Annotated in this window: 17 protein-coding genes and 2 pseudogenes; 6 read left to right on the top strand and 13 right to left on the bottom strand. The window is 65.5% G+C overall.

Annotated features, from left to right (window positions below; translation table 11 throughout):
- Positions 1-73: 73 nt before the first annotated feature.
- Together ACIP0B_RS19070 and ACIP0B_RS19065 are read right to left on the bottom strand one after the other, a co-directional pair.
- A pseudogene (locus tag ACIP0B_RS19070) lies at positions 74-589 on the bottom strand (methyl-accepting chemotaxis protein); the annotation flags it as partial.
- A gap of 345 nt (positions 590-934) precedes the next feature.
- Positions 935-2,059, bottom strand: a pseudogene (locus tag ACIP0B_RS19065) (cache and HAMP domain-containing protein); the annotation flags it as partial.
- A gap of 377 nt (positions 2,060-2,436) precedes the next feature.
- Here ACIP0B_RS19065 and ACIP0B_RS19060 point away from each other — a divergent pair.
- Positions 2,437-2,970 carry a hypothetical protein gene (locus ACIP0B_RS19060; protein ID WP_400834991.1) on the top strand — a complete coding sequence of 178 codons (534 nt, stop codon included), beginning with the start codon at positions 2,437-2,439 and terminating at the stop codon, positions 2,968-2,970.
- Between the two features lie 42 nt (positions 2,971-3,012).
- Here ACIP0B_RS19060 and ACIP0B_RS19055 read toward each other — a convergent pair whose 3' ends face one another.
- From ACIP0B_RS19055 to ACIP0B_RS19030, 6 genes are all read right to left on the bottom strand, one after another.
- Positions 3,013-3,960 carry a GNAT family N-acetyltransferase gene (locus ACIP0B_RS19055; protein ID WP_400834988.1) on the bottom strand — a complete coding sequence of 316 codons (948 nt, stop codon included), beginning with the start codon at positions 3,958-3,960 and terminating at the stop codon, positions 3,013-3,015.
- Complete coding sequence (locus tag ACIP0B_RS19050) at positions 3,960-5,249, bottom strand: phenylacetate--CoA ligase family protein (protein WP_400834985.1); 1,290 nt, start codon at positions 5,247-5,249, stop codon at positions 3,960-3,962. The genes ACIP0B_RS19055 and ACIP0B_RS19050 overlap by 1 nt, the downstream gene beginning before the upstream one ends.
- A 47-nt stretch (positions 5,250-5,296) precedes the next feature.
- Positions 5,297-7,699, bottom strand: a complete 2,403-nt coding sequence (locus tag ACIP0B_RS19045; protein ID WP_400834982.1) for an acyl-CoA reductase — start codon at positions 7,697-7,699, stop codon at positions 5,297-5,299.
- A gap of 1 nt (position 7,700) precedes the next feature.
- Positions 7,701-8,831, bottom strand: coding sequence for an acyl-protein synthase (locus ACIP0B_RS19040; RefSeq protein WP_400834979.1), 1,131 nt, complete (start codon positions 8,829-8,831; stop codon positions 7,701-7,703).
- A gap of 10 nt (positions 8,832-8,841) precedes the next feature.
- Complete coding sequence (locus ACIP0B_RS19035) at positions 8,842-10,095, bottom strand: MFS transporter (protein WP_400834976.1); 1,254 nt, start codon at positions 10,093-10,095, stop codon at positions 8,842-8,844.
- A gap of 260 nt (positions 10,096-10,355) precedes the next feature.
- Entirely contained in the window at positions 10,356-10,496 is a 141-nt protein-coding gene (locus ACIP0B_RS19030) for a hypothetical protein (protein WP_170930006.1), read from the bottom strand.
- 157 nt (positions 10,497-10,653) lie between these two features.
- Here ACIP0B_RS19030 and ACIP0B_RS19025 point away from each other — a divergent pair, with 157 nt between their 5' ends.
- On the top strand, positions 10,654-10,842 hold the full coding sequence (locus ACIP0B_RS19025; RefSeq protein ID WP_400834973.1) for a hypothetical protein: 189 nt from the start codon (positions 10,654-10,656) through the stop codon (positions 10,840-10,842).
- Between the two features lie 18 nt (positions 10,843-10,860).
- Here the strand turns inward: ACIP0B_RS19025 and ACIP0B_RS19020 are convergent, their stop codons facing one another.
- Positions 10,861-11,238: a fe2+ zn2+ uptake regulation protein gene (locus ACIP0B_RS19020; RefSeq protein WP_400834970.1), complete on the bottom strand. Its 378-nt coding sequence runs from the start codon at positions 11,236-11,238 to the stop codon at positions 10,861-10,863.
- A 300-nt stretch (positions 11,239-11,538) separates the two neighbouring features.
- Between ACIP0B_RS19020 and ACIP0B_RS19015 the strand changes: the two genes are divergently transcribed.
- Positions 11,539-13,878 carry an acylase gene (locus ACIP0B_RS19015; protein ID WP_400834967.1) on the top strand — a complete coding sequence of 780 codons (2,340 nt, stop codon included), beginning with the start codon at positions 11,539-11,541 and terminating at the stop codon, positions 13,876-13,878.
- 54 nt (positions 13,879-13,932) lie between these two features.
- Here ACIP0B_RS19015 and ACIP0B_RS19010 read toward each other — a convergent pair whose 3' ends face one another.
- Entirely contained in the window at positions 13,933-14,934 is a 1,002-nt protein-coding gene (locus ACIP0B_RS19010; RefSeq protein WP_400834964.1) for a FecR family protein, read from the bottom strand.
- A 233-nt stretch (positions 14,935-15,167) separates the two neighbouring features.
- Positions 15,168-19,961, bottom strand: a complete 4,794-nt coding sequence (locus ACIP0B_RS19005) for a dermonecrotic toxin domain-containing protein (protein ID WP_400834961.1) — start codon at positions 19,959-19,961, stop codon at positions 15,168-15,170.
- Between the two features lie 218 nt (positions 19,962-20,179).
- Here ACIP0B_RS19005 and ACIP0B_RS19000 point away from each other — a divergent pair, with 218 nt between their 5' ends.
- Positions 20,180-21,211, top strand: coding sequence for an Ldh family oxidoreductase (locus ACIP0B_RS19000; protein ID WP_400834958.1), 1,032 nt, complete (start codon positions 20,180-20,182; stop codon positions 21,209-21,211).
- 45 nt (positions 21,212-21,256) lie between these two features.
- Here ACIP0B_RS19000 and ACIP0B_RS18995 read toward each other — a convergent pair whose 3' ends face one another.
- Complete coding sequence (locus ACIP0B_RS18995) at positions 21,257-21,574, bottom strand: YqjD family protein (protein WP_400834955.1); 318 nt, start codon at positions 21,572-21,574, stop codon at positions 21,257-21,259.
- 153 nt (positions 21,575-21,727) lie between these two features.
- Between ACIP0B_RS18995 and ACIP0B_RS18990 the strand changes: the two genes are divergently transcribed.
- Positions 21,728-21,982, top strand: coding sequence for a hypothetical protein (locus ACIP0B_RS18990; RefSeq protein ID WP_400834952.1), 255 nt, complete (start codon positions 21,728-21,730; stop codon positions 21,980-21,982).
- A 7-nt stretch (positions 21,983-21,989) separates the two neighbouring features.
- On the opposite strand, the gene ACIP0B_RS18985 is transcribed toward ACIP0B_RS18990, so the two are convergent.
- Complete coding sequence (locus ACIP0B_RS18985) at positions 21,990-22,904, bottom strand: LysR family transcriptional regulator (protein WP_400834949.1); 915 nt, start codon at positions 22,902-22,904, stop codon at positions 21,990-21,992.
- An 84-nt stretch (positions 22,905-22,988) separates the two neighbouring features.
- Between ACIP0B_RS18985 and ACIP0B_RS18980 the strand changes: the two genes are divergently transcribed.
- Complete coding sequence (locus ACIP0B_RS18980; RefSeq protein WP_400834946.1) at positions 22,989-23,912, top strand: carbon-nitrogen hydrolase family protein; 924 nt, start codon at positions 22,989-22,991, stop codon at positions 23,910-23,912.
- Positions 23,913-24,039 lie beyond the last annotated feature (127 nt).

Genomic DNA, 24,039 nt, shown 5'->3' with positions numbered 1-24,039 from the left:
ACAACAGCCACAACAGCCACAACAGCCACAACAGCCACAACAGCCACAACAGCCAGGCCGCGCGCGATGCGGGTCACCGCACCTTGAACCGCCCCATGATCGCGCTCACCCGGCCATTCGCCTCCGCCAGTTGGCGGGTGTTGAGCTCGCTGGCCTGGCCGCTCTGCACCAGCTCATCGACCATTTGCCGGATCTGCACCATGCTGCGGTTGATCTCTTCGGTCACGGCGCTTTGCTGCTCGGCGGCGGTGGCGATCTGGGCGCTGAGGCTGTTGATGTGGCTGACCGAACCGGCCATCTCATCCAGTCCGGCGTTGACCCGCGAGGTGGCGTCGGCGGCCGACTGGCAGCTGGCCTGGGTGTTTTCCATGGCGCTGACCGAGGAACTCACGCCCTGGGTCAGGCGGGTCAGCATTTCGTTGATTTCCGAAGTGCTGGCCTGGGTGCGGGCGGCGAGGGCGCGGACTTCATCGGCCACCACCGCGAAGCCGCGGCCCTGCTCGCCGGCGCGGGCCGCCTCGATGGCGGCGTTGAGGGCCAGCAGGTTGGTCTGGCCGGCGATGGCGCCGATCACCCCGAGGATCTCGGTGATGCGGTGGGCATCCTGTTGCATGCTTTCGACCTTGCGGGTGGCGCTGGCCACTTCGTCGATCAGCGCCACCACGCTGCCGGAGGCTTCGCCGACGACGACCCGCGAGCGGTCGGCGTTCTCGTTGGCGCGGCGGGTGAACGAGGCGGTCTCGGCGGCGTTCTGCGCGACGCTTTCGGCGGTGGAGCTCATTTCATTGATGGCCGTGACGGTCTGGTCGGTTTCCGAGGCGTGGCGCAAAAGGATCTGGCTGGTGTGCGCCGACGTGCGCTGCAGGTCGTCCAGGCTGGAGGCCATGGCGCCGGTGGCCTGGGTCACTTCGCCGATCATGTTTTGCAGGTAGGCGATGAACGTGTTGACCGAATGGCCGATGGCGCCCAGTTCGTCCTCGGCGCGGATGGTGATGCGCCGGGTCAGGTCGGCGTCGCCGCTGGACAGGGAGTCGATGTTGGCCTTGAGGGCTTTCATGCGCTGGATCAGCTGACGGATGGCGTACACCTGCCACAGCACCAGCAGGATCACCAGCGGAATCTGCAAAAGGCTCAACGTGCCGAGCACGTCGTCGCGTTGGGCGGTGATGGTGCGGGTCGGCAGGGCGGTGGCGAGGAACCACGGGGTGCCTTCGATCGGCCGCATGAAGAAGGTGCTGGCGACGCCGTTGTTGTCGAACTCGGTCCGTTGCGCCTGATCGCGCTGTTGCAGGCCGGCCTTGACCTGGCTGGCGAAGGGCGAGGCCACTTCGCTGATGTTCTTGAGCACGATCGGGCCGTTGATGCGCGAACTGTTGCTGATGATCTTGCCGTCGGCCTCGACGATCAGCATTTGCGCGTCGAGGTCCTTTTCCTTGCGCGCCACCAGGTCGTTGAAGAAGCCCAGCGTCACGTCGATGGTCGACACGCCCCAGGCCGCGCCGTTCTTCTGGATGGCCATGGCGCAGTTGGTGCGCGGCTCGGCGCTGGCGTCGTCCTTGTAGGCGGCGGCCCAGGCGCACTGTCCGCGCGGGGTCTGCATGCCGCCCTTGTACCAGCTCTGGTCGTAGTAGTTGGGGGCGGCGTCGCTGTTCCAGAAGGTGTTCACGGTCAGCTTGCCCGAGGCGTCGCGGTGCCAGAACGTGCTGAACTTGTTGCGCCCGGCCTCGCGCAGGCCCGGCAGCGGCCAGATGCCGCCGCCGAACACCTTGAGTTCGCCGTACTGATCCACCAGCCCCGGCAACACCGTGTCGATGGCCGCGCTGTCGAGCAGGGGAACGGTCTGGGTGATGCTGCGTTGCTGGGCCTGGACCTTGTTCAGTTCGCCCTGGATCTGCTCGGCGACTTCCGCGATCCGGTTGAGCGCCACTTGCTCTTCGGTCTGGCGCAGCTTGGGCGCGACCAACTGGCTGATGCCGACCACGGTCAATACCGAGAGCAAGAGGATGAACAGAACCAGAAACAAGGTGTAGCGAGCCTGAATGGTGCGGAATGCGGGCATGGAGACCAGTCCTTGAGCGGCGATTCTTATTGTGGGCAGCGAAAGAAACACGCAGGTGTCCTTAGCTATCGTCGGTATCCGGTGAAGCTTTAGGTACTTTCGTGCCAGAACGGCGGGCGGCGACAAACGGACGTATCCGGACTGTTACAGAGAAACTAACCGGACCGTACGTTAGAGCAAAAAAACTACTTCCGCCGCTTGCTTATGCTGCTCTGGGCCAATGGATTCGGGGTGTCCGCGATTTGTGTCGAGAATGTACAAGAATTGTAAAAAAGGACAGAAAACGGTTGGTGCTATCACTTTGCCGACCGATACTCGCGCCCAGTTCAAGTCGTTCACCAAGGACTTTCCATGTTCATCCCGCAAGGAGCCCAATCATGACCGTCGGCTATACCGGCGCCTGGCAAAGCAAGGCAGGCCTGTTGGTCAGAGACACCCGTTCATCGAACAAGCCCGTCTCCCAAAGCGTCAAGGTCAAGCAGATGCTCGCCCTCGTGGGCAACGATCCCACCGCGCTCAACACGGCGGAGATGGACAGGCAGCGCCTGCACAAGAACATCAAGGGATTCGATCCGGAAAACGTTTCGCCCAAGCAACTGGGCACCCTGAGCACGTTCCTGCGCAGCCGCGGGCTGATCTCCGACATCACCGCGATGACCTTGCTCAATGCCGGCGACAAGTTCGACCGCTTCGGCGTCCAGAAGGACCCGGATGCCAAGTTCAACGCCCTGGAGTATTTCGCCACCCAGCTGGACACCATCCAGACCAACAACCTCAAGGGCAACAAGTACGCCAACGGGTTGATTCCGGAATACAAGAAAGCCATTTATGTGTTGCAGAACCTGAAGACGTACGGACAGGGCGGCGAACGCGCCCTTCCGACCGACAAGGGCGTCAACGCCAAGGCGTGATGAGCGACGAAGGCCCGCCCGGCAAGGGCGGGCCTTTTCGCATCAATGCCCGGCAGCTCGCATGGTGGAGGCCGAGTCGCGCTGGCGGGCGGCCAATTGCAGGTCGTCCTGCAAACCCTGCATGTAGGGGCAGAGCAACGTCAGCGCAGATTGCCGCATGCCCCGGTGAAATAGCGCCATCCAGCCGTTGCTCCCTTCATCCGGCGTCACGCCGGAAAACACGAACCCGGCCTGCGACAAGGTATGCAGATCCGCGGCGAAGTCTTGCCCGAGCCTTAGCCTGACCGAAATCCGCCAATGCTCCGGCAGTGCGACCAACTGCTTGGCCAGGGCAGCATCGAGTCTCCTGAACATCCCGTCGTAGCGGTCGCCGCGCAATTGAAAGCGCGCCGCAGGCCCGACCCATGGTTGCTCCTGATGATCCGTGCCGAATGCCTCGCTCAGTCGCTGCATGAGGCCTTGGCAGCTTGGTGGCCAGCGCAGCGCGCATAGGGGGCGTCGATGGCCGGCGAGGGCGCGGTAGCCGAAGACGATGGATTCCGGTTCAGGCTCGCCGACCGGTGAGGGCACGTAGTCCGGGAATAGGGCCGTGTCGTGAAAACCGAGGGTGTCGGCCATGCGCTGGGTGTAGGGGTGCCGGGTGACTTGCTTGATCGTGACGCCCCGGTAGCCCATCGCGCTGGCATGGTCGAGCAGTTGCCGACCCAACCGCGTCGCGATGTTCCGGCCCCGGGCATCGGGGTGCACCACGCTCAACGCCAGTTCGGCGGTGGGCGATCCCTTGGCGCGGATCAGCGCCGCGTGTCCCACTACCCGGCCTGCGCTTACCGCCAGCAGGGAATGCCAGCGCTCGTCCATCTGGTTCTGGGTGATCATGCAGGGCAGATACACCTGGGGCTGAACGTAGTGCTCGCCATAGACGTCGTGAAACAGCTGTGTGACGGCGGCTGAATCGTCGCTGCGGTAGCGCCGCAGAATGACCGGCTCCATCAGCGCCCCTCCTTGCGCTGGCTTTCATACGGGCGCAGATCCACCACCCGCCGCTGTTTGCCCGAGCGCGGATGGCGAAGCAGTTGCCCGACGGTGCAGCGACAGATGCGCAGCTCCAGCAAGCCGTCGGCGGTCAACCGCTCAATCGAGGGGCACTGCTCGGTCATGGCGCGACGCAACGAACGCTCGGCCCCGGCAATGTCAGGCTTTGAGGCGTGGGGCACCCATTTGAGGCTCACGACGTCCAGGCCTTCGCACTGTTCGATGACCAGTTGCCAATCGTCGCTGTCGGTGATGTGCCGCACGCTGTCGCCGATGGCCTGCGGGTCGAGGCTCAGAATGCCCACCCGCACCCGCTGGCTGTCGGCGCTGCGGCCCAACAGCGCGAACTTGCGCTGCGGCGTCCCGGCAGGCTCACGCCAGCAGGCGCGGTCGCCGACCGGATAGCGGATCAGCGGCATCAGGCGACGGGTGAGGTTGGTGATCACCAGGCGGCCGGGGCGGCCGCAGGCGTCGATCACCTCTGCGGTCTCTTCATCGAGGATCTCCAGCACACTGTGCCCGTCCGGCGCCCGGTGTTCGTCCGGGGCGCAATCGGGGTGGCAGGTGCCGATGAGTCCGGCGTCGACGCTGGCGTAGCCGATGGAGATCACCCGGGCCTGGGGAAACACCCGGGCGAGCAACTGCCGCTGGCCGGCGAACAGGCTTTCGCCGCCGTAGAGCAGGGCAGAGACGCCCTCCAGCGTGCGCGCCTGGCCATCGAGCCAGGCGGCGAACGTCAGCAGTTGGGCGGGCACGCCGGCCAGTACGTTGATCCGGTTCCGGACAACGGCTTCGGCCAGCGCGGCGCTGTCCACGGCGCCGGTGAACGGGTACTCGACGACGTCGGTTCCGACCTGCGCCAGGGCGTCGTGGACGAAAATGAAACTGGCATACAGGTCGCCGACAAAAAACAGGTTGGCCACGCGGTCGCCGTGGTTCAACTGCATCGACAGACTGCGGCCGAAGTCCCGGGTCAGCGTCTGCCACTCGCTGCGGGCGAACACCGAGAACTTGCCGGCACTGGTGGTGCCGCCCGTTCTGAAAACCAGGGTGCCGTCCATTTCGCCGGTCAGCACCGGCCATCGGTCCAGGTCCTGACTGCCTTGCCAGTACTCGACAGGATCAACGACAGGCAGGTCCGCGAGCGAGTCGACCCTCCCCGGCAAGACTGAAAGGTGTTGTCGGTAATAGCGTGAATGCCGACGGGCGAAAGTGACCAGCTCGTTCAACTTTGAAGTTGTAGGCATGATGTCCTCGTCAATGAGTTCAAGGTGGATCAGCGTTGCGTCGGTCATCAGCGACGCGAATCGATCAGTAAGGGCGGCTTGCCGCTGTGCCTGTTTCGGGTGAACCGGTCGGCGGGGCACATTTCCGTTTCCAGTCTCAACAGCCCGGCATTGACCGATGTGGCCAGCGTCGCGTCGTTCAGCGCTCGCCGGCGGGCGTCGCCGGTCGAAAGCCCGCTGCGCAGCAGCAGGCGTTCCACACCGTCGGCGGCATGGTCGAGCAGCACCTGAAACGGGGTTTGCAGGTGCTGCGCCAGCTCGTCGAGGGAAATGAAGTCGGTGCCGATGCGGATGAGCCTGCCGTGACGCTGCAACAGCTCGAAGCGCGGCGTGGCCAGTCCGCAGGCGCACCGTCCGGGCACCCAGCGGCCGCTGTCGCCGATGTCGTAGCGGTGCACGTCCTGGCCTTCGCGTGCGATCGACGTGAACAGCAGGCGGCCGGTTTCGGTGCCGGTCACCGGCCGGTCGCCTTCAAATTCGACGATCTCCAGCTGTTGCGTATCGCTCATCAGATGAAACACCCCGTCGGCGGTGGCGTTGCAGGCGTGCCCCAGCGGTCCGGCGTCGACGCTGCCGTAAATGGCCGACCGGATCAGCGAGACGCCGCAGCCTTGCATCAGCCTGCGGCTCTGTTCGTTCAGGTGTTCGCCGCCGACGAACACCTTTTCGATGCCGCCGTAGGCACGCAGGCGTTCCTGCTCGTCGAGGAACAGGCGATGCAGCGTGCTGGGCATCCCGACCAGCGCCGTCACCCGGTGGCGGATGATCAGCTCCGCGACTTCGCGGTAATCGTCGTCGGCGGGCGCGCCCATGGGCAGGTGCGTGACGTCGAGCAGTTCCAGCGCCTTGGCGAAACTGTAAAAGCCGCCGTACAGCCCGCCGCTGAAGAACAGGTTCATCACCCGGTCGCGGGCAGGCTCAAGGCCGGCCGCAAACAGGCCGTCGGCGGTGGCGCGCATCTGCCGGCGGAAGTCGCGGTGGCTGAATCCGGCGAGCGCCGGGGTGCCGCTGCTGCCGCCGGAGCGGAAAAACAACTGCGCCGCCGGATTGACCGGTCGCTGGACGAAGGCGTCCTTGGTCAGGATCGGCATGTCGGCGGGCGCCGGTGCGGCGGGCACCTCATCCAGCGTGGTGCGGCGGCCCGACAGGGCGGTCGGCACGCTGACCGACACCCGCCGGCTCAATCGCTGCAGGGCGTAGACCCCGTCGTGCGGCTCACCCGGATAGCCGTCGTGAATGGCCGGGGCCGGCGCAAGGCGGGTGACCCCGGCGGCGAGCAACCGGCGTGACAGTTCGGCCGTCTCGCGTTCAGGGCAGAGCAATGCGCAGCTTTGCAGCACGTTGCGCCACGGCAGCAGGGTTTCGGTCAGAAGCGCGCGGGGCGCCGGGTGAAGGCGCAGGCTGCGGAACAGCGGTGACGGCGCCAACTGCCGGTCATGCGTCCAGATCACCCGCCAGCACGCGCCGCCCCAGACCTGGCCGGTCTGCCCGGCGAAACTCTGGCCCAGCCGCGCCATCGCGGTCTGGGTGGTGATTTCCGACGCTTCCTGGAGGCTCGGTTCCAGGGCCGGCCAGCGATGCGCGCGCCGTTCGAACGCCTCGGCCAGTGCGGCGCCGATCTGGTGCAGTACCGTCGGGTCGTCGCTGTCCACCAGCAGCCACTGCGGGCTGGAGCAGGCCTGCTGGTCCAGGCGGCAGACCTCGTCGGCCAGCGCATCCAGTGCTGCCGGCGAAGCGCTGTCCGGGGTCAGATAGGCGAAGCTGATGCGGTGACCCCAGTCGATCCAGCGGCAGCCGGCCGGCAATTGCCGACGGATCGCCTGCAGCGCCGCTTCACCGCCCCAGGCCGAAACGCCGTTGGCCCATTGGCAGAGCTCGCGGGTCTGCGCCGTGGTCGCCGGCAGCACGGCGACATGGCCATCGAGTTGCCCGCCGGCGTCGCATTGCAGCAGCGCCTGCAGCAAGTGCGCGGTCAGTCCACCGTCGCCGCTGCTGGGACGCAGCCAATTGACGTTGCCGGCCAGCAGGCTTTCGACGACGGCGCAGAACGCCAGCAGCGGATCGTTGCCGGGGGTGATGTGAACCACCAGGCCCAGCGGGCTCCAGCGTTCGAAACGGGCTTGCCGGTAATCGAGGCGGCGCAGGGAGGCCGGCTGTTCGCCCAGTTCGCGCTCGACCTTGTCGCGCAGTGATTGCGGTCGGCAGAAACCGATCAAGGCCTGCCGTTGGTCGGCATCGAGGACGGGCAGAACGGAAGGGTCCTGCAGGCGTTCGGCGAAAGCGGTCGCCGCCGCGATGACGGTGGCGCACGGCAGTGCCGTTTCCAGGCGTCGAGGCAGTTCGGCGTGCAGTTTTTCGAGCGCATCGCCGAGGGTGCAGTGGTCGCGCAGTTGTCCGTTGATCAGGTACATGTCAGTGGTGCTCCAACAGTTCGGCGGCGGCCATGGCGCAGCTTCGGCCGGCGCCGATGCCGGCGCGTCCGTGCAGTTGGAACCAGTCGCCGTTCAGGCCGCAGCCGCATTCGGCGCCGGGGTGCAGGGTGGCGAGGTCGCTCATGACCACGGCATGGGCCGGGCTTGATGTGATGTAGGGAGAGACGAAGCCCAGCAGGCCCGGACGGCCGTAGGGCAGGACGCGCAAGTCCGCCGGATCGCGCACGATCGCCTTGGCGTAGACCGGCACATGAAAGCGGTGCCGTGCGCATTCGATGTACGGGATGGCGTGCTCGACCGCGCCGTAGCCGTCGCGGCAGCGGGAAAGGCCGATGCCCAATTGCTGTCGGATGCGCCCGTAGAACCGCTGCTTGGGGATCTCTTCGCTGGCCCGGGTCTTCCAGCCGCCGCCAAAGAACGCCAGCGAGTCCGCCGGCAGTTGCAGGTTCGCGAGGCCGTTGGCGCTCATGTGTTGCAGGGCCTGCCAGAGAAACGCCGGAAAGCCGAAGATCCGCACCGGCAAACCTTCCTCGGCGAACGACCGCAACGCCTGGACGACGCCGAACAGGTCGAAGCGGTGCCCGTCGGCGGTCGCGCGCAACGCATAGGCCACCCGGTTGGCGGGGGCGAAGCGGCACAGGAACTGATCGGTGTAGGCGGTGCCCAGGCTGATGGGGCCCTGAGGCTCGTAGCTCAGCAACAGGTAATTGCAGGGCGTGTGCGGCGTGTCCCAGCCGTAGTGGCGAAAGATCTGGCCGACCATGAACTGCGCGGCCCCAAGGCTGCGCCGGTCGTAGCGCATGCGGCTTTTCTGGCCGCTGGTGCCGGATGAGGTGAGTTCCAGGGCGTCGGTGCCGGTGGGGCTGAGCAGCATCCGCTGCTTGAAGAAGTTGGCGAACAGCGGCGGCAACCGCGACCAGTCATCGAGGCCATCCAGATCGTCGACCGACAGGCCGTTGGCCTTGAGCCAGTGCTCATAGCCGGGCGTGTGCCGGGCATGGAACCGGCTGACTTCGGCCATGGCCCGGTCGAACAGGCCCGGCGGCACGGAATCCGGGCAATAGGGCAGCGTCAACGCGCAGAGCGCGTCGCTGTGAGGGAAATCGAACATGGGTTGTCCTTTAGGGGGTCGCTGTGGAAGTTCGGTCGTCGGCCGTGCCGCGAAGGAAGGCGTGGAGCAGGGGCAGGCTGAGGAAGCCGCCCAGCGCGGCCCAGAGTGCGAAGGCCTCCAGGCGGGTTCCGCCGCCGATGGCCGCGATGAGGGTGCCGCCGCCGCCCATCACGCCGATTGAAATCATGCCGACGGCGGCGGATACCAGCCCTTTGCTGTCATCGCTGGAGTACAGCGCCAGGCGGTACAGCGCGGCATTGCTCATGCCCAACCCGAGGGCATAGACCGAAAGGCCGCCGATCAGCCCTGCGACCGTGGGCGAGGTCAGGGCCGCGCCGGCCAGGATCAGCAGCCCCAGGCAGAAAGGCCAGAGCGAAAGGCGGATCACGGCGGGCAGCTCGCGGGTCGCCAGCAGCCGGTCGAGGATCAGGTTGCCGCCGATGACCGCTGAAAACACCGGAATCTGCCACAGCGCGTACTCCCGCGTGGACAGGCCCGAGACATGGATCAACAGAAGGGGAGCAAGCCCGATCCAGGCCATCAGCGGCAACGTCATCAGGCCCAGGGCGAGGCACGCCCCCAGGAACCTTCGGTTGAGCAGCAAGGCAAGGTAACGCCGGCAGGTCCGACGCCAGCAAAAGGGAACCGGCGACTGTCGGGCGCCGTCGTGACGACGGACGCCGATCGTTTCCGGCATGGACAGCCAGAGCCCGATCCAGGCGACGGCGGCGGCGATGCCCAGGCCCAGAAACAGACCGCGCCAACTGACCCATTCCAGCAGCAGGCTGCCCAGCAGGGGCCCCAGCAGCGGGGAAAGCAAGGCGACGTTGCCCAGCAGTGCCATGAGGCGCACGGCATCGGCCTCCCTGAACACTTCCTGCAGCGCCGGATAGCTGACGGCCACGACGAAGCCCAGTCCGATGCCTTGCAGAAAGCGCAAGGCGTTGAACGCTTCAATGCTGGGTGCGGCCAACGCAGCCGCACAGGCCGCGCCGAACAGTGCGCAGCCGGTCAGCAGCGCGAGGCGACGGCCGAAGCGGTCGGACAGCGGGCCGATCAGCCATTGCAGGCAGGCGCCGCCGATCAGGTAGAGATGAAAGGCATACGGGACATGGCGCGTATCGGCTTGCAGCTCGCGGGTGACGGCCGACATCGCGGGCATGACCATGTCGCTGGCCATGTACGTCAGGCATTCGAACAGGGCGATGGCCAGGCAGAAGCCGAGCGCCTGTGTCGGACTAAGGGGGATGAGAGTTCTTTGCATGCACTTCCACGACATTCGATGAGGAGTGCAAAGAGTAGGGGCGGGTGCCGGGAGGCTGCCACGGCGCTGATGTGACTTGATGTGGTGCCGTTTTGCGGCGTGTTACTGATAGAACATTTCCTACTTTGATTGGTTAGCTAGCTGACGTGTCTCCAGTTTGTATCCCTAAGAAAATGCCCACATCCTCGTGGGCATTCCTTTAGGTGTTTAACGGCTCGCTACATTTGATTGAGGCGCAACGCGCTCAGAAGCCGTGGCATTCAACGATGGTAGTAATAGCCGGGCCCTTGCGGAGCGTAGTAACGGTGACCGCCATGCCAGCCGTCGTGGGGGAAGATGATGCAGCCGCTGAGGGTCAGCAGTGCAAGAACCGGAATCAGCCAGGTGATTCGACGCAGCATTTCGAAAATCCTCATGGTTAACGCCGCCTGCGAGCCAAAACTCGTCATCGGCTGTAACATGAGACCCCGTTTGCTGTCTCGCATCCCCGCAGAACGGTAAGCGCATGGCATGCAAACCGATACAAACCGGATACATTCAAAGATTCAGGAACCCGCAATGACCCAGTCGCAACGCTTGAAATATTCGATTCTGATCGCCCTGGCCGTGCTGGCGATCATGCTCGGCCTGTCCTGGCTGCAGAACGCCGGCATGCTCAGCGAGAAGATGTTCCAGTACATCGCCATCGGGGTGGCGGTGGTCGTGGTGGTGATCAATGGCGTGATGCGCCGCAAGGTCAAGCCCTGAGGGCGTTCGCCAGCGGCCTCAGTCGCCGTTGAGCACGGCGGCGGCCTGCGGATGCAGGCTGTAGCTCTTGTCGGCGTTGTAGGTGACAACACCTTCGGCGCACAGGCGCTTGAGCACTTCGCGCACGCTGAGGAAAGACAGCGGAATGTCCAGGTCCAGCAATTGGCTGTGCACGCCGCGCACGCCCAGACGGCGGTCGTTCTCGGCGGCGACCAGCAGGGCGTCGATGACTTTGAGGCGAATCAGGCTGGTGCGCAGGCCGAAGCTCTTGAGCAGCAGGCGGATGCGCTCGTTGCCGTGACGCTCGGCGCGCTGACCGAAACTGCTCGCGAGGGGGCCCATCGAAGCGCCTTGCGACGCCTGGCTACCGTCCGTTGGTAGGGGTGGGGTGTACATGGGATTACTCCTTTCTCAGAGCCTGATCAGGAAAATGTGGCTGCTCTCTCTGTAACAAGACGAATCAGCACGACAAATCATGAAGGGCAAAATGTAGAAAATTTGTCGACGATTCGTTGTTTCTCCGTAATCACGGGACGAGGCGGGCGTAGGACGCCTTAATTTTTTTTTGTCCGGCTCGTCTTCTGGAAAGGCTCATTGCGCGTGGACGCGTGGGTGTTACCAGAGCGGCTCCGGCGCTTCCCGTTGCTCGGGCAGGTCAGGCGAGTCCGCTCCTCGGCATTTCGAACAGGAGCGAGCGTGATTATTTCCAGGCAATTAACCGGACTGGCCCTTGCCGGCATGTTTCTCGGACTGAGTCCGTCCGCCCATGCGTTGAGTCCTTCCGACCAGACCGGCGCGGACATCCGTCGCACCGCGTTCGGCGTGCCGCACATCAGTGCGCAGAACGAACGCGGGCTCGGCTTCGGCATCGGCTATGCCTACGCGCAAGACAACCTGTGTCTTTTGGCCAACGAGGTGGTCACCGTCAACGGCGAGCGTTCGCGCTACTTCGGGCCGGAGCAGATGACGGTCGAGGAGCGTCAGAACCGCGTCAGCGACCTATTTTTCGCCTGGCTCAACACGCCGCAGGCGGTGCAGGCGTTCTGGCAGGCGCAGCCTATCGAGGTGCGCGACCGCTTGGAAGGTTATGCCGCCGGCTACAACCGCTACCTGGCCGAGCGCCGTCAGCAGGGGCTGCCGCAGCAGTGCCAGGGCGATTGGGTCCGCGACATTTCGGCCGACGACCTGGTGAAGCTCACGCGCCGCCTGCTGGTCGAGGGCGGGATCGGGCAGTTTGCCGAAGCGCTGGCCGGCGCCGCACCGCCACAGGTTGCCGCCGCGATCGACGGCGATGCGCGGGCCTACCAAGTGGCCGCCGCGCGCATGCAACGCTTTGCGCTGGACCGCGGCAGCAACGCGGTGGCGGTGGGCAGCGAACGCTCGTTCAACGGTCGCGGCATGCTGCTGGCCAACCCGCATTTCCCGTGGGTCGGCGGCATGCGCTTCTATCAGATGCACCTGACCATTCCCGGCAAGCTGGATGTGATGGGCGCGGCCTTGCCGGGCTTGCCGTTGATCAACATCGGTTTCAACCGGCACCTGGCCTGGACCCACACCGTGGATTCGTCCAAGCATTTCACGCTCTACCGCCTGCAGCTCGATCCGAAGGATCCGACCCGCTACCTGCTCGACGGCCAATCGGTGCCGATGGACAAACAGACCCTGACCGTGCAGGTCAAGCAGGCCGACGGGCAGGTCGTGCCGGTGACGCGCGATGTCTACAGCTCGCGGTTCGGCCCGATCGTGCAGTGGCCGGGCAAGCTCGACTGGGACAGCCAGTACGCCTACAGCCTGCGTGACGCCAACCTCGACAACGACCGGGTGCTGACGCAGTGGCAGGCGATGAACCGCGCCGCGAACCTGAAGGACTTCCAGGATTCGGTGCACAAGATCCAGGGCATCCCGTGGGTGAACACGCTGGCGGCGGATGACCAGGGGCAGACCCTGTACATGAACCTGTCGGTGGTGCCCAACGTCAGTGCCGACAAGCTGGCCAAGTGCAGCGATCCGCGCGCCGGCCTGGAAATGATCGTGCTCGACGGCTCGCGCCGCGACTGCGCCTGGGATGTCGATCCGCAAGCGGCGCAGCAGGGCATCTACGCCTCTGGCCAGTTGCCGCAATTGCTGCGCAAGGACTTCGTCCAGCACTCCAACGATTCGGCGTGGCTGGCCAACCCGGCGCAACCGCTGACCGGCTTCTCTCCGCTGATCAGCCAGGAAGGCCAGCCGCTGGGCCTGCGTTCGCGCTTTGCGCTGGACCGGCTGGGCTCGCTGGGCAAGAAGGGCACGCTATCGGTGCAGGACCTTCAGCGCATGGTGATGGACGACCAGGTCTATTTGGCGGGCCAGGTCATGCCTGACCTGCTGAAGTCCTGCGCGGCGGATGCCGCGGCCGAGGCCTTGAAACCGGTGTGCGCAAGCCTCAAGGCCTGGGACGGCCGGGCGAACCTGGACGCAGGGCTGGGGCTGGTGCATTTCCAGAACATCATGCAGGCCTTGCAGCAGAATCCGGACATCTGGCGCGTTGCGTTCGACCCGAAGCAGGCGCAGACCACCCCGCGCGGGCTGGCGGTCGAGCGCCCGGCGGTGGCCAAGGCCGTGCATGATGCGATGCTGGCGTCAGCCGAGTCGGTCAGCAAGATGGGCCTTCCCGCGCAGATCCGCTGGGGCGATGTCCAGGTGGCCAGCAGCGGTGCCCATCACACGCCGATCCATGGCGGGCCGGGCACGCTGGGCATCTACAACGCGATCCAGAGCGTGCCCCGTGAAGACGGCAGGCTGGAGGTGGTGAGCGGCACCAGTTACCTGCAGGTCGTCACGTTCGACGACAAGGGGCCGCATGCCGTAGGGCTGCTCGCGTTCTCGCTGTCCAGCGATCCGGAGTCGAAGCATTCGAAGGATCAGACCGAAGCGTTCTCGAAGAAACAGTGGAGTGTGCTGCCGTTCACCGAACAGCAGATCAAGGCCGATCCGCAGTATCGGCTGCAGACGGTGCGGGAAACCGCGGACAAGACCGGGAAGGTGGCGGCGCAGTAAGCGCCGCGACACGGTGACAGGCACGAAGGCCGCGCCCTTGACAGGGCGCGGCCTTCAGCTTTTTGGCGGTTGCTGCGGCAACGAGTTGATCACCGGGTTGCCGTCCTTGTTGCGGGTCAGGTAGACCGGCAGCACCTTGGGCAGGGACGTCACGAGGCTGTCGAGCTCCTTGACGTTGTAGATGCCGCCGACCCGGATCGAACCGGTGCTGGCGTCGGCGAGCATCAGCGGCTTGTCCAGGTAACGGTTGATCTGCGGCAGGGCTTCGTGCAGCGAAAGGTTGTCCAGCACCAGCTTGCCGCCGCGCCAGGCCAGCGAGCTGTCGTTGGCGTAGGTCTGGCTGATCTGCGGCATGTAGTCGCCATGCCGGTAGCGGGCCTGCATCGAAGGCCCCAGGCGCAGGCCGTCGCCCGGCAGTTGCGCATTGCTGGCGACCAGCACCGAACCTTCGATCAGGTTCACCTTCACCTGGTCTTCGTACATCCAGACGTTGAACCGGGTGCCGGTGACCCGGATCCGGCCTTCGCCGGCGCGCACGGTGAACGGATGGCTCGGGTCATGGGTGACCTCGAAGAACGCCTCACCCTTTTTCAGGGTGACATGGCGTCCGTCCTTGTAGTTGCTGTAGGTCAGCTCGGTGTTCAGGTTCAGTTCGACCTGGCTGCCGTCGCCCAAGGTGACCTGGCGGACGTTGCCGGACGCTTCGAAATGCTGGTAGCTGTTGGGCAGCCAGCCCAGGTTCCAGCCGGCCCAGCCCGCCAGCGGCAGGGCCAGCGCGCTGACGCAGGCGGCTGCGGCGTACTGGCGCCAGGTCCGGGCAGGTTTTGCGAAGGGCACGACCGGGGAAGGCTCCGGGCGCGGCAGATGTTCGGCGACGTCCCAGATCTCCTGCATCGCCTCGTACTCGAACGCATGCAGCGGATCGGCATCGCGCCATTGCTCGAAGGCGCGCCGTTCCTCGGCCGTGCAGTCCACGGCGTGCAGGCGCATGCACCAGTGCGCGGCGGCATCGGTGATCGCGTCGTATTCGGCTTCCGAAAGGGTGTGTTGGGTCATCGACTCGTCCTGATTTGCTGCATTCTAACCTTGACGGGAAGGTGACGAGAACAGCGCTCATGGCTATTTCCCATCAAAGAGGCCTGATTTTCCCGGGCAACACCCCCCTAAAACAGGATGTATTGAGAACAGTATTCATATGTGTAGTGAAAAATTGATCAAAACCGCGTAATCCGGCGGAATGCCCTTCGAAAGAATGCGCGAGGAAGTCCTTGCGCATTTTTTGGGGGGGCTCAAGCCAGGTCGGCCGGGGGCGTCGTCACAGGATCCAGCTGACGACCCATTTCGCAGATCAGAAAGGCGATCGAGTCGGCGTTGCTCAAAATCGTGTCGATGCGCGGATGGGGATTGAGCGTGTCGAAGAATGCGTCGCGTGCCTTTTCCAGCGTCGGGCTCAACGTGGTGGCGAGCACCGTCTTGGCCACATGGTTGGTCGCCATGAGCTTGTCCATGTCGATCCAGCCGCCGTCCTCCTCGCTCCAGCGGGCGAACAGTTCCTCTCTCGGCGTATCGAGCGACAGCGCTTCACGCTGATGCCGTTCCTGGTTTTCTTTCAGTTTCAGGCCATAACCGGTGACGGTGGCGATCAGGTCGGCAAACGGCCGTCGCGCCTCAAGCGAGGCGATATCCACCGCATTGCAGACCTGATGGGCGAACTCATGGATCAGGGTCGAGGCCTGGGCATGGCCGTCCACGTTGAAGGGTTCGGTCAGGCCCGATTTGTACCAGTCCAGCTGCTGGTCGAAGAAGTTCTCGGTGAAGTGCACCCGCTTGCGGTCGTCGTCCTCAAGCACAAACGCGATCAGGTGTGTCTGCCAGTACCGGTTGGAACCGATGACGAAACGGTCGGTGTTCAGCAGGTCGTCGGCCGGATCCACCAGGGCCTTGCAGATCGGCGTGATCGTTTTGGCGATCTTGGTCAGGAGGGTGGCGTCGATCAGGCCGACGTCGAAAAAGGACTTGAGAAACGTGTCCAGCCGGGAGCCGGAGGCAAGGCTCTTCAACTGCGCCAGATTGTGCAGGCTGTTGAAGGCATAGTACCGGGCCAGATCCAGCGCCTGGATCAGCATGCGCGCCTTCTCCGGATGCAGGGCGCGTATCTGCTCCATGCCCCGGGCTTCGATGTTCAGCCAGAGTCTGGCCTCGCGTTCGTTGATGTAGCGGTTGCGCAGGATCGACATGCCCTTGCCGAAATGAACGGTGTGCCGGTCCGGGTCGAGCACCAGCAGTCCGGATTCCGACCTCTGCAGGGCCGGACCTTCCTGCCGCTCCCCGAAGAGCCGCCAGCCTGCTCCCGCCTGCGCGACCCGGTAGACCTTGCCTGCCACCGCGGCGTAGTGCGCCTGGGTCGACGCATCCTTGTAGGTGCCGTTGGCGACGTTATGGATCATGCCCTGCAAGGACACGGCCGGCGCTTCGAACTCATGCAGGCCGGTGCGGGCCGGTGCCGTCGTCCTGACCGTCTCCCAGCTGGGATTCGCAAGCGCCTTCATTTCTTGCGCCGCGGCCGGCCGGCCGGCTCCAAGCAGCGTCTCCAGGCGCAACCGCCCCTGGGTGACCATTTGCGCCGCGCCGCTGATGAAGTCGGCCAGCGCGCCGGTCCAGTGGTGTTCCTGGATCGCTTCGGCGGCGTGCTGCAGATCCTTGAAGGTTTGCCACAGGAACGGTATGGCGCCGGCCTTGCCGGGCAGGAGCATGGAGAGAGGGCTGACGGTTTTGCTGAACAGTTGCCTGACGGTTTCCCAGTCCGGCAGGGCGCCGGTCAGCGACTGACTGGCCAACAGGTGTTCCAGCAGGCGGACATTGTCGAGGTACAGCCGGTTCAGCAGGTTGCCGCCGAGCGGGCTGGACGCCAGGGACATTTCGCTCGGTTGCCCGACACTGTCCTTGAACAGCGACGCGAACACCGCGCGTTGGGCTTCGGGCAGGCGACGGATCAGCAGATCCTGCAAGGCGCCGGGTGTGTTGAGTGCGGCGATGAGCGCCGGCTCGTCGGCAAACTCCCGGAACGTATGGTCGGCGTGATAGGGCGTGAAAAGCACCTGCGGGCCGTCGCTCCCGCGGGCGGGCCCGATCAGGTAAAGGCCGAGCGCCTGGACGGCGCTGGCGCCGGCGGTCTTGATCAGCTCCAGTGGGCGCACCAGTGCCCGTATGCCGTGGACCAGGTTGCGCGCGACGGCGTCCGGCATGTCCAGCACCTGATGGATCAGGTCGAACGCGGAGGACGACAGGTGTTGCTGCAGCTTCAGCGCATGGGCGTGCTGCAGCAGTTGCCAGGGCAAGCGCCGGACGAAGCGTTGCTTGCGCACGCCAGAGGCGTCGGCGGTCAAGGCATCGCTCACCTGTCGGGCGAACGTTGTGGGGAGCTCAAGCGACAGCAGCAATTGCCTGACCGTCTTGGGCTCCAGGGCCGGCGGCAAGGCAGCGTTCGGCCCCAGGGAAACGCTGAAGTCGCCCTGGGATTCGCTGACATGCTTGAGCGCGTGTTCGGTCAGGCTCCGTGCCGCGCCGGCCAGCGCAAGGGTCGGGGTGATCCGGATCCGGTCCGGGTCCAGCCCCTTTCCGGGAAAGCGCGTATCCAGCAGATGCTTGAGGGTTTTGCGCACATAGTCGGTCAGCGTCGTGATGCCGTGCAGGTAGTCCTTGCCGTCCTCGCCAGCGGTTCGCAATTGTTCCAGCAACTCGACCTGCAGCCGCAGGTCGTCGTTCGCCGCCTTGCCCAGCCAGGCGGGCCAGGTCTGCTGCAGGGCGAGGGAGCGTGACAGCGCCTCCGCCCGCCGCAGGTTGGTGTCTGGCGGCGTGACCGTCAGCGCGGTCAGTGCCTTGTCCTGTTCGGTGCGGGTCAGTTTGAAACCGCGCCAGTGCGCACAGAGCCCGAGGAAGCGGTCGATGGCCGATTGGGCCCGATGATGCAGCACATTGCCTTCGATCAGATGCAGGGGGCCAAGGGTGTAGCTGTGATGGATCCGGGAGGCGGACGGCGCGAGGTTCTCCAGCAGGGTCACGCACGCGTCGCTGTCCCTCAGCCGCTGCCGCAATGTTTCCTGGGCCTTGTCGAGCGTGCCGAACGCCTCCACCCCCATCGCCGGCGTCCACAGCAGCACGCGTCCGGAGTGCTGCACGTCCAGCCCGCCGCGCTCGGTCATCAGCAGGCAGTTGGGCAGGGGCAGCAGGGTCTTGGCGCCTGCCGGCAGCAGGGTCAGCGAGTAGGCGTCCGGCCTGAAGCCGTTGAGTGCCCGACGGGAGCGCCGGTCCGGCTGTTCCGGGTTGAGCACGGTCTCGACGACGGCCCGTTCCCGGTCGCCCAAGGATCCGCTCAGGACGCCAAGCCGGGCTTCCCCGGTGACGCCGACAGACAGCGCATGGGCGATCTGCGGCTTCATGTCCAGCAGGTAAGCCTGCTGCTCGGTCATCGAAGACACCGGCTGACGGGAAAACGCCTCGCTGATCGGCAATTGCACGCTGGCGAATTTCCGGGCCTCGGCGGCGGCCTTGTCCGCCAGCACCTGCGAGGGCTGCAGGTCGCCCGTCAGGACCGGCCGGGTGCTCCAGCGGCCCTGGGTCTCCAGCGCCAGGAGCCGCTCGTGGATCATCGGACGAATGTCCAGCGCCTTGTCGAACATGGCCTCCAGGTTCACCGTGCCGTCGCTGCGGCGGTACACCTGCAGGACGTATTCGATGTTCTGCCGCTGCTTGGTGACGATGGCCTCGAACAGCACCTTGAAAATGTCCCCGGCGATCGCTTCCCCGGACACCACCGGCCGGCTGAAGCCCAGAAAGCGCTGGCGCTCTTCCAGACCCAGCAGGCCATACAGTTCATCTTCGTGGCCGGCGGCGCGAAACTTGGCCAGCACCGTGTCTTTCAGGTCCGGATAGTCCCTGAGCACCTGCAGGCCCTGGGAAGGTGTGTACAGACAGGCATCGGAGCGACTGATCATCAGGGAGCCCGCCAGCTCGACCTGGCTGCCGGGGTGCTCCCACAGCCGCACGGTTTCCAGTGTGGCGCTGCGGGAAGGGCCGCTGTACAGGCCCGGCCGGATCCAGCGCAGCAGGTCGCGGCAATGCTCGTCTTCGATGATTTGCGCCTCGCGCTTGAGCACGATGTCGGCGAGGGCCTGTTCCGCGAGGGCCCTGGCGAAGTATTCCCGCCGCGAATGGCCATCCGCCGAAGCGGCGTTCCAGAACTGCTCAAGACGCTTGAACAGCAGCGGCAGCAGTGAGCCGGACACCGTGACGAGCGACTGTTCCCAGTGCCGGACGGCCGCGTTTGCCGAGGGGTGGTCCGGGTGCGAGAAGCGCGCCTGGCTTGCGGACAGGTGAGGGTGGCGGTAGAGCAGGAGGGCGGCGTCGTTCAGTGACATCGACTCCGGCCAATGCGCTTTTGCGGTGTCCGGGGCCGGAAGGAAACTGACGCGGGTCAGGCGTTGGTCCAGTCCGGGAAATGCCGGTTGCAGCATTTCGGCGAAAATGTCCTGCATCATGGTGGCGAGGGTGGGCAGTTGCAGCAGCTCATCCAGCATGGCCTTCGCGTTGGCCTTAGGTCCATCTTCGATCACCGAACGCTGATCGTCGAAAATGTCGCCGTCTATCAATTGCCAAGTGACGGATATGTCCCGTTCGGCCGCCAGCCGCTTTCGCTGGGCCAGCGCCATGAGCGCCAGCAGCGGGTCGTCCTCGCCGGCCTCGTTCAGGGAGGCGGCGAGCTGCGCCGCCAGCGTATCCAGGTTTTCGTGTTTGCGAAGGCCCGCGAAAGGGGTGTAGAGCAGCGCTGCCCGGTCCTGCGGCGTGCCGGCCACAGCGAAGCTTCCGGCCAGCGGCACCGCAGAACCGTCAGGGGTGTCGAGCACGATCCGGTACGCGAACAGCGGCGGGTCTTCGAGACTGCGCAGCGCCTGGGTGTTCAGCCTCACGTTGGTCAGCCACCGAAAGTCGGCGACGGTCAGTCCCAGGGGCTTGCCGAGGTCCTTCCAAAGGCCGGGTGCATCCAGAAACCGGGTAAACAACAGGGGGAGCGAAGGTTCAGTCATCGTTGAGGCTCGATCGGAGGGCGAGGGCGCCGTGAATGGAGCGTCAAGGCTAGGCAGTCTCTTGGGCAGCGGGTGGTGCACCGTTATAGGCCGGCCCTGCGGGGCGGCGCCTGAGCGCGCCATGCAAGGGTTGACAGGGCGCCGCCCGTGCATGGTTAATCGCCGGGCGAGTTGTCCGAACGCTGTTGTTCCCTCCAATAATTATTCTGGAGCTTCAGATGTCTGCGCCACACGATCCTGCGGTCTCGTCCACGCTGTCCCTCGATGAACTGACTCACCTGCTCGAAACCATTTTTGTGCGCCACGGCACCTCCGCCGAGGTGGCCCGGACGCTGGCCGCCAACTGCGCCGGCGCCGAGCGCGACGGTGCCCACAGCCACGGCGTGTTCCGCATGCCCGGTTACGTCTCGACGCTGAACAGCGGCTGGGTCGACGGCCGGGCCGTGCCGCAGATCGAAGACGTGGCCAGCGGCTTCGTCCGGGTCGATGCCGGCAACGGCTTCGCCCAACCGGCGCTGGCCGCCGCCCGGCCCCTGCTGGTGGAAAAGGCCCGGTCGGCCGGCATCGCGGTGCTGGCGATCCGCAATTCCCACCACTTCGCGGCGCTGTGGCCGGACGTCGAGCCCTTCGCCGAAGAAGGGCTGGTGGCGTTGAGCGTGGTCAACAGCATGACCTGCGTGGTGCCCCACGGCGCCGACCGGCCGCTGTTCGGCACCAACCCGATCGCGTTCGCCGCGCCCCGGGCCGACGGCGCCCCGATTGTGTTCGACCTGGCCACCAGCGCCATCGCCCATGGCGACGTGCAGATCGCCGCGCGCCAGGGCGAGAAGCTGCCGGCAGGCATGGGCGTGGACAGCCTCGGCCAGCCGACCCAGGATCCGAAGGCGATCCTCGGCGGCGGTGCGCTGCTGCCGTTCGGCGGGCACAAGGGCTCGGCGCTGTCGATGATGGTCGAGCTGCTGGCGGCGGCGCTCACCGGCGGAAATTTCTCCTTCGAGTTCGACTGGTCGAACCATCCGGGCGCCAAGACCCCGTGGACCGGCCAGTTGCTGATCGTGATCGACCCCGGCAAGGCGGCGGGGCAGAGCTTCGCCGAGCGCAGCCAGGAACTGGTGCGGCAGATGCACGGGGTGGGGCTCAAGCGCTTGCCGGGCGATCGCCGGCATTTGCAGCGGGCTCGGTCGCTGAGCGAAGGCGTCGTGCTGGAGGGGGCGACGTTGGCGCAGTTGCGCGAACTGGCAGGGATGTGAATCCGTGGCGAGGGCGCTCGCTCCCTCGCCACAAAAGCTGTGTGTTCAGCGACGGCCGAGCAGCAGGCCCACCACCAGGCCGAACCCGGCGGAAATCGCCACGGTCTGCCATGGGTGGCCGCCGATGTAGTTCTGCGTGACCTCGACCGCCGGTTGGGTGCGGGCCCGCACATTCGAGACCGAGTCCCGCGCCTGCTGCAATTTCTGGGCGATCTGCCCGCGTAGGGTCTCCGCCTCCTCGCCGACCAGCGAGGCGCTGTTCTTGAGCAGTTTTTCCGATTCTTCGATCAGGGCCTGAAGGTCGCTGAAGGCTTGATCCTTGATCTGGTCTTCGGCGGGGTGCGCAGCGGTTCTACGGGCCATTGGGTGACTCCTTGCAGGTGAATGGACAGTGATCAATGGAGTGTGGCGCAAACTGAAAAGTTGCAGCGATTTCATCTCCGGAAGAAAAACCAGCGCCGGAGATTTCCTTCCAGCGTGTAAGATGTCGCCATTTCATGCAGCAGGTAATTCCCCATGAGTTTCAATCTGGCCGACAAATCCCTCGCAGAGCGCGCCGCGCTGGAAGACGAGAAATCCCGACTGTTCGAACTCTGGCAGACCAACCTGGGCAAGGCCAAGGGCGAAGCCGCACGGCTGTTCGGCGAGCGCTCCAAGCGCAAGGGCAAATGGGCCGAGTGGGTGCGGGCGGAACTGGATGGCATGTCGCCGCCGGAGTTCTCCAACATGGTGCGCAGCGAAGTCAACCGGCTGATGGCGGCGAACAAGTAACCTGCCGTCATTCCCTGGCGAAACAGGCGATGATCGCCTCGCGCACCTTCAGCACCACCGGATCGGTCTGGGCGCTGGTGCGCCAGCCCAGCTCCACCGGGTAACGCGGCAGCGCCAGCGGGCAGGGCAGCAGCGCCAGGCCGCTGAGCGATGCGATGGCCTGCGCCGCATGGGCCGGGATCGTCGCCACGGCGGCGCTGCCCTTGAGCAGGTGCGGCAACGCGGCGAAATGGGTGGTCGAGGCGCACACCCGACGGCTCAGCCCCAGCGCCGCCAGCCCTTCATCGGTGATGCCGATGAACCCGCCCGACGACACCAGCAGGTGTTCGCGGGCGACAAACTCCTCCAGGCCGATCTCCCCCTGGCCGGGCGCAAGGCTCGCCGGATCCGCCAGGCAGGCATAACCCCCTTCACCCAGCACCTGACGGCTGAGCAGCCGCTCGGCGAAACCGCCGGCGGTGATCGCCAGGTCGAGGCTGCGCTCCATCAGGTCGCGGGCGACGATCTGGCTGTGGGTCTGGCGGAAGATCACCCGCAGTTTCGGCGCGGCGCGGGCGATGGCGTCGATCAGCCGCCGGCCGTAGGCGATCTCGAAATCGTCCGAGAGCCCGATGATCACCGAGCGCCCGTCGTATTGGTCGGCGGCCGGATCGACCATCGCCAGGCTTTGCCGGCATTTGTTCAGCGCATCGCTGACCACCGGCTTCAGTTGATTGGCCTTGAGTGTCGGCGCCAGTCCCCGGCCGGTGCGCACGAACAGTTGATCCCCATACACCTCGCGCAATCGCCGCAGCGCCGCGCTGACCGCCGACTGGGTCACGCCCAGGCGCAGGGCGGCGCGGCTGGCGCTGGACTCCTCGTGGAGGGCTTCGAAGGTTTTCAGCAGGTTGAGGTCGAGGGTCGTGATATTCATTTGGCTCATATCATTCAGCAGTGGGCAGGGCTTTATTCATGATCCCGTGCGGCCGGAGAATCGGCAACACCTGATCCCCACGGAGTGAACGCAATGCCCAAATCCATCGTTGCCGCGCTGCAAATCGGTGCCTTGCCCGGCGGCAAAGGCGAAACCCTGGAGCAGATCCTGAGCTGGGAGGCGGCCATCCTCGAATCCGGTGCCGCGCTGGTGGTGATGCCCGAGGCGCTGCTCGGCGGTTACCCCAAAGGCGAAGGCTTCGGCACCCAACTGGGTTACCGCTTGCCGGAAGGGCGCGAGGCCTACGCCCGTTACTTCGACAACGCCATCGATGTGCCCGGTGCGGAGACCGAGGCGCTGGCGGGCCTGGCGGCGCGCACCGGGGCGAACCTGGTGATCGGAGTGATCGAACGCGCCGGCAGCACCCTGTACTGCACCGCGCTGCATATCGACCCGCAGGCCGGCCTGGTGGCCAAGCACCGCAAACTGATGCCCACCGGCACCGAACGCCTGATCTGGGGCAAGGGCGACGGTTCGACGCTGCCGGTGCTCGACAGCCAGGTCGGCAAGCTGGGCGCGGTGATCTGCTGGGAAAACATGATGCCGCTGCTGCGCACGGCCATGTACGCCAAAGGCATTGAAGTGTGGTGCGCGCCGACCGTGGACGAGCGCGACATGTGGCAGGTGAGCATGCGCCACATCGCCCATGAGGGGCGCTGCTTTGTGGTCAGCGCCTGTCAGGTGCAAGCTTCGCCGAACGAGTTGGGCGTCGAGGTCGCCAACTGGCCGGCGGACCGTCCGCTGATCGCCGGCGGCAGCGTGATCGTCGGGCCGATGGGCGATGTGCTGGCCGGCCCGCTGAAGGGCGGGGCAGGGCTGCTGACCGCCGAGATCGATACCGACGAACTGGTGCGCGCCCGTTACGACTACGACGTGGTGGGCCACTATGCGCGGCCGGACGTGTTCGAGCTGAGCGTGGATGAGCGGGCGAAGCCGGGGGTGCGTTTCATCGCCTGATCCGCAAGCCTTGCGGTGCCTTCACCGGTGCCATCGCCAGCAGGCTGGCTCCCACATTGTTTGCGGTGACTGCAGATTATGCGTTCACCCCGAACCCCTGTGGGAGCCAGCCTGCTGGCGATGGCGT

Origin of the sequence: Pseudomonas sp. NPDC089534, from assembly GCF_044749305.1 — a bacterium.
GTDB classification, from domain to species: domain Bacteria; phylum Pseudomonadota; class Gammaproteobacteria; order Pseudomonadales; family Pseudomonadaceae; genus Aquipseudomonas; species Aquipseudomonas ekonensis.
Note: the sequence above shows the minus strand (reverse complement) of the source record. Positions and strands in the feature narration are given on the sequence as shown.